General features: G+C 69.6%; 7 protein-coding genes. 5 read left to right on the forward strand and 2 right to left on the reverse strand.

Going from position 1 to position 5,245, the window contains the following annotated elements:
* Positions 1 to 1,395: hypothetical protein (locus VFS34_01330; GenBank protein ID HET9793073.1), on the forward strand; the 1,395-nt coding region annotated here is incomplete at its 5' end.
* Positions 1,396 to 1,400: 5 nt separating this feature from the next.
* On the opposite strand, the gene VFS34_01335 is transcribed toward VFS34_01330, so the two are convergent.
* Positions 1,401 to 2,177 carry a TrmH family RNA methyltransferase gene (locus VFS34_01335; protein HET9793074.1) on the reverse strand — a complete coding sequence of 259 codons (777 nt, stop codon included), beginning with the start codon at positions 2,175 to 2,177 and terminating at the stop codon, positions 1,401 to 1,403.
* Between the two features lie 148 nt (positions 2,178 to 2,325).
* Between VFS34_01335 and VFS34_01340 the strand changes: the two genes are divergently transcribed.
* The 4 genes from VFS34_01340 to VFS34_01355 all read left to right on the forward strand — a co-directional run bounded on the left by VFS34_01340 (position 2,326) and on the right by VFS34_01355 (position 4,509).
* Positions 2,326 to 3,291 (forward strand): DinB family protein, encoded by a 966-nt coding sequence (locus VFS34_01340; protein HET9793075.1) that lies wholly within the window; start codon positions 2,326 to 2,328, stop codon positions 3,289 to 3,291.
* A 196-nt stretch (positions 3,292 to 3,487) separates the two neighbouring features.
* Positions 3,488 to 3,781 carry an RNA-binding protein gene (locus VFS34_01345; GenBank protein ID HET9793076.1) on the forward strand — a complete coding sequence of 98 codons (294 nt, stop codon included), beginning with the start codon at positions 3,488 to 3,490 and terminating at the stop codon, positions 3,779 to 3,781.
* A gap of 118 nt (positions 3,782 to 3,899) precedes the next feature.
* Positions 3,900 to 4,298: a hypothetical protein gene (locus VFS34_01350; protein ID HET9793077.1), complete on the forward strand. Its 399-nt coding sequence runs from the start codon at positions 3,900 to 3,902 to the stop codon at positions 4,296 to 4,298.
* A 61-nt stretch (positions 4,299 to 4,359) separates the two neighbouring features.
* Entirely contained in the window at positions 4,360 to 4,509 is a 150-nt protein-coding gene (locus VFS34_01355) for a hypothetical protein (protein HET9793078.1), read from the forward strand.
* A 94-nt stretch (positions 4,510 to 4,603) separates the two neighbouring features.
* Here VFS34_01355 and VFS34_01360 read toward each other — a convergent pair.
* Positions 4,604 to 5,245: hypothetical protein (locus VFS34_01360; GenBank protein ID HET9793079.1), on the reverse strand; the 642-nt coding region annotated here is incomplete at its 5' end.

The following is a 5,245-nucleotide window of genomic DNA, read 5'->3' on the forward strand; positions in this document are numbered from 1 at the left end:
TTCTACGTCGAGCAGGGAATGTACGACTTCATGCGCCTCCACCAGCCGAGCCTCGGCGTCGGCGCCAACAGCTTCGAAGACTGGGTCGAGCGTCACGTCGACCGGATGAATGAAATGGCCGCCCTCGCCATCTACCCCGAGACGCCGCACGGCGTTCTCGACCGCTTCCGCATCGACGAGATCGTCGTCGTTCCCGACGGCGCGCTGCCGCTCGTCCCGCTTCCGAACGAGGGGCAGATGGACGGGCAGCCCAACGGCTCGACGACCCCGAACAAGGACGATCGGAGCGTCGACCTGCAATGGGGCTTTCCCTCGGCCCAGACGGCGTACTTCACCGATCTCACGACGGTGAGCGATCAGAATCCCTTCTACCTCACGGGCTCGCTCATCCACGAGCTCGGTCATGCACGCTATCTCGTCGACGTCTACGGCTGGGACGTCTGGACCGGCGGCTCCGACGGAAGTCAGGTCGCGATCACGGAGGACGGCGCGCCGGTCGCGGGATCGGCGCTGATGCCGTCATCGGGCCAGTACGTCCACTTCACGACCGAACAGGGTCTGATGAACCAGGACTATTCGTTCTTCGACCGGTACAGCGCGATCGTCCTGAACTTCATCGCCGGCCACCGCGCGATCGAAGGAAACTTCAACGACCCGGACAACGAAGGCTCGTTCCTGAACGACCTCCCCGCCCAGAACCGGCTGACGATCCGGACGGCGGGCGGGCTCCCGATCCCCGACGCCGACGTGCGCATCTACCAGGCGACGGGCGTCGCCGGGCACTTCATCACCAAGTACTACGACGACGTGCCCGACCTCCAGCTGCACACCGACGCGAAAGGACAGGTCCTCGTCGGGCGGTGTCCGTTCTCCGCCGACGGCCGGATCGTCCACCACTTCGGCGGCTCGAACGTGACCGCGATCGTGCGCGTGGAGAAGGACGGCGCGGTCTCGTACGGGTTCCTCGAATCGCGGATCTTCAATCTCGCCTTCTGGGCCGGACACGCCGACTTCGCCGATCACGATCTCTTCGTCGGCGCGCCCCTCTGCTTCCCGGCGCGCGCCGCGCTCCTCTCTCCGGCGCTCGACGCGACGACGCCGACCCGGGTCGTCACGCTCAGCTGGAGCGGAGGAGGACAGGACATCACCGGCTACCGCGTCTGGCTCTCGTCCGCGGGCTCGCCCGCGCGCCTGGCCGGCGAAGTCTCGGCGCAGACGCGATCGCTCGACGTCGAGGCGCAGGGCCGCGCCGCCTGGTGGGTCGAAACGAAGCATGCGCTCTGCCCGCCCTCCCGTTCCCAGACGGAGTTCTTCACCGCGCCGGGAGGGAGCCGCCCGCCCCTTCGGGTCGTCCCGGTCCTCTCCCCCGAGCCGTCGCGGATCGCGCACCCCTGATCGCTTCAGGGACGCGGGGCCGGGCGGCTTCGAGGTTTCGACGGGGGCAGCGTTCCCCCGGATTCCGGCGCGGATCCCTCGCGGACGCTCCGCGATCTTTCGGCGTCGGCGACCACTCCGAGGAGCAGCGCGATCTCGTGCGGCCGCGGCTCGGCGCGGAGGAGGAGCCGAAGCAGCCCGCGGGCGCGGCGCCACCCGGGCCGCGTCGGATGCGCGTAACCGATCGCGAGGAGCCAGACCGCGGCGCGCCGAACGAGCCTCTCGATCGCGGCATGCGGGGCGCGCGGCGGCGCGGGGTCGGCTTCCGGCGGGCTTCCGCGGCGCAGCCCCGTCCGATGGATCTCGGCGGCGACGAGAAGCACGGCCTGGGCCACGTTCAGGTCGACGTATTCGGGGACCGTCGGCAGGACCAGCGCGTGCGACGCCCACATCAGTTCGTCGCGGGTGAGCCCCGAGCTCTCCCGGCCGAAGAGGAATCCCGTCCCGTCGGGATCGGCGAGCGCGAGGTCCGCCGCGCTCTCGAGAGACACCCTCGGGATCTCGGGAGGAGGATCGGGATCGACCGCGACGAGCACCCGAAGCCCTCCGCTCGCGGCGGAGAGCGTCGGCGGCCTGTCCGCCTCCGAGAGCACGTCCCAGGCGCGCCACGCGGCACCGCGCGCGTGGTCGCCGAAGTACTCCTTGCCGTTGTCGGGAAGAGCCACGAGCGCGAGCGAACGGAAACCGAAGTTCTTGATCGCCCGTGCCGCCAGTCCGCAATTGGCCGGGGTTCGGGGGCTCATCAGGAGGAAATGGGGGCCCGGTCGTCTTCCGGGCCGGCGGCCTTCGCCCGCGGACTCCGCGAACCGCCGATCGCGAGGGGGAACGGCCACGTCGCGATCTTAGCGCGGCGGAGGGCGGGGATCCCCGCGCCGGTGATAAGAAGGGCGCGTGCATCTCGCCCGCCGGACGCCGGTGCCCGCGCCTCGGGAGGCGGTCTTCGCGTTCTTCTCCGATCCGAGGAACCTCGCCCGGCTCACGCCTCCCGCGATGCGGTTCCGGATCGTCGAAGCGCCCGACCGGCCTCTCCGCGCGGGCGACCGGTTGCGGTACACGATCCGGCTCGCCGGGATTCCGGTTCCGTGGACGACGCGAATCACGACCTGGGATCGGGGACGCTCGTTCTCGGATACTCAGGAACGGGGACCGTACCGGTCGTGGAATCACCGGCATTCCTTCCGGACCGTCCCCGGAGGCGTCGAGATGCTCGACGAGGTCGAATACGAGATGCCGTTCGGCATCCTGGGCCGCGTCGTCCACGCGATCTGGGTCGGGCGCGCTCTCCGGAGGATCTTCGATTTCCGCGAGCGGGCGATCCGCGAGATATTTGCGGGGTCCGGAACGACGTTCCCGGAAGGAGGGGTCATGCCGATCATCGATGCCATGGTGGACGAGATGCTGCGGGAGGGGGAGACGACGAAGAAGGTCCTCGCCCGGGTACCCCTCGACCGGTTGGACTGGAAACCGCACCCCCGGGCGCGTTCGGCCGGCGATCTCGCCTGGCACATCGCGGCGCTGCCGGCGAGGATCGCGGCGATGGCGCCGAACGACGAAGGGGACGTCATGGTCGTGCGCCAGCCGCCGCGCCCAGACTCCCCGGAGGCCATCGTCGCCGCGTTCGCCGAAGGGCTCGAGACCGCTCGCGCGGCGCTCTCCCCCTTGACCGACGACGACCTCCGCCGGAAGTTCCGCTTCCGCCGCGGCGAGGTGACGATGGCGCACCTTCCGAAGATCGCGTTCCTGAGGGCCGTGCTCCTCAACCACTCGTACCACCACCGGGGCCAGCTCGCCGTGTACCTCCGGCTCCTCGACGTGCCCGTGCCCCCGATCTACGGCCCGACGGCCGACGAGTCCTGAGCGGGTCCCGGGCGCTTGATTTTTCCGGGGCTTTGCCCTATACTGGCGTTTCTTCGATCGCTCGTCTTTCCGTCTCTCGCAGCAGAATCCGACGATCCAGAAGAAAACGTCGGGTCCTCTTGCCGCGAGTCCCCGCCGAAAGTTTTTGCGGCAACGATTTCACGCCGGATTGGATCCGGCAGGTAAAGGAACTGTCATGAAGCTCTATGTGGGTAATCTCCCCTTCACCGCAACCGAGGACCAGATCCGCGATCTTTTCGCGGGATACGGCACGCCCGAGTCGGTTCGCCTCATCACGGACCGCGAGACCGGCCGCGCCAAGGGTTTCGGATTCGTCGAGTTCTCCAACGACGATGAAGCTCGCAATGCGATGTCGGCCCTGAACGGGCAGGATTTCGGCGGCCGGGCTCTCACGGTCAACGAGGCCCGTCCGATGGAGAACCGGACCGGCGGCGCTTCCCGCGGCGGGTATTCGCGAAGCCGCTACTGATCTTCACGAGCCCCGGAAAGCCCCGGCTTCGGCCGGGGCTTTTTTTGTCCTCTTCGGGAGACGGGCGTCGCCGGGAAACCTCCGCCGTGATCGCGCGTATCAGGAGCAGGAGGACGCCATGGATCCTCGGGAAAACCGCTCTCCGGATCCCCGTCGCGTTCGGCGTCGCATCGCCGTGATCGCCCTCCTCGCCGTCCTCGGCGCGACCGTCTACGGCGACAACCGGGGACTCAGCCCCTCCGGCGTCGCCTCGTCCGTCACCGGCGCCCTCCGGATCGGGGAATGCCTCGGCCGGGCCGCTTCCGGCTTTTCGCGAATCGTGGGAGACGCCGCGACTCTCGGCGTCCTCTCCGGAACGGTGCTCTCCCCCATGGATCCTCGCCTGCGCCACTCGATTCTCGCGTCCGTCGAGGGGATCCGCGAGGTGTGCACGAGCCGGCCCGCCGATCCCCCGGTCGCGCGCTGCGCGAACCGGAACCTCCCCGCGAAGAAGCCCGTCCGCTGCACCCGCGCCTGAGCGGGGTCCGGCCGGGGCGGCGTTCCCGCGCGCGGGCACCGCGATTGCTTCCCGGAAAGTCATGATCCGGAAGCTGAAATCGGGGCAATACCGAATCTACTCGCGGAAGAAAGACGGGAAGACGGGCAAGCGCCGGAACCTCGGAACGTTCGCGACGCGCGCCGCCGCCGAGAAGCACGAGCGGGAGATCCAGGCCTTCAAACACAAGTGAGGACGGAGCGCGCATTCTCGTGCGCGCGGAGAGCGAGCCACGAGTTTCGCGAGCGCGCGTCGAAGGATCCGACCTCGGCGAGCCCGTTCGGGGCTTATTCCGACGCGGCCTTGAGGCCGGCCAGCGACAGCCGCCGCTTCGGCGCGCGCCGGAGCTCGGTCTCGAACGCCTGGCGCGCGTCCGCTTTTCTCCCGGCGGCGAGCAGCAGCTCGCCGAGAAGCTCGCGCGCGGGCTTCGCCGGCTCGGGCGGCCCGAACCCGTAGGGCATCTTCTCCTCTCGGTCCGCGGCCTCGCCCACGAGCCGGACGGCTTCGTCCGTCCGGCCCTCCTGCGCGAGCGCCGCGCCCCACAGCTCGTCGCGCAGAATGCCGGCGATCTCCGCCATCGTCTCCGACATCGCCGTGTGCCTTCCCTCGGCGCCTTCCTTCGCGAGCTCCTCGAGCGACGCGAGAGATTTCCCGGCGTCCCCGCCCCGACGCAGGGCGGCGAAACCGGTCGCGAACGCGTCGTCGGCGCGGGCGCTCCGCGACAGCTTCGCCTCGGGGATTCGGATGTCGGCCGCGCGGGAATCCCGAGGTGCGTCGACGATGTCGGCCGCACGCATCCACGCGAGGTGATCCCACGCGCGTTCCGACGGATCGCGGGACGTCGCCCGCTCCATGTCGGCGAGGGCCTGCCCGGCCTCGGAGCGGCGCCCCTCCTGGAGGTATCCGTACTCGAGCCAGTGCAGGGCGTG

The sequence above is a fragment of the Thermoanaerobaculia bacterium genome, assembly GCA_035717485.1.
Classification (GTDB): Bacteria; Acidobacteriota; Thermoanaerobaculia; order UBA5066; family DATFVB01; genus DATFVB01.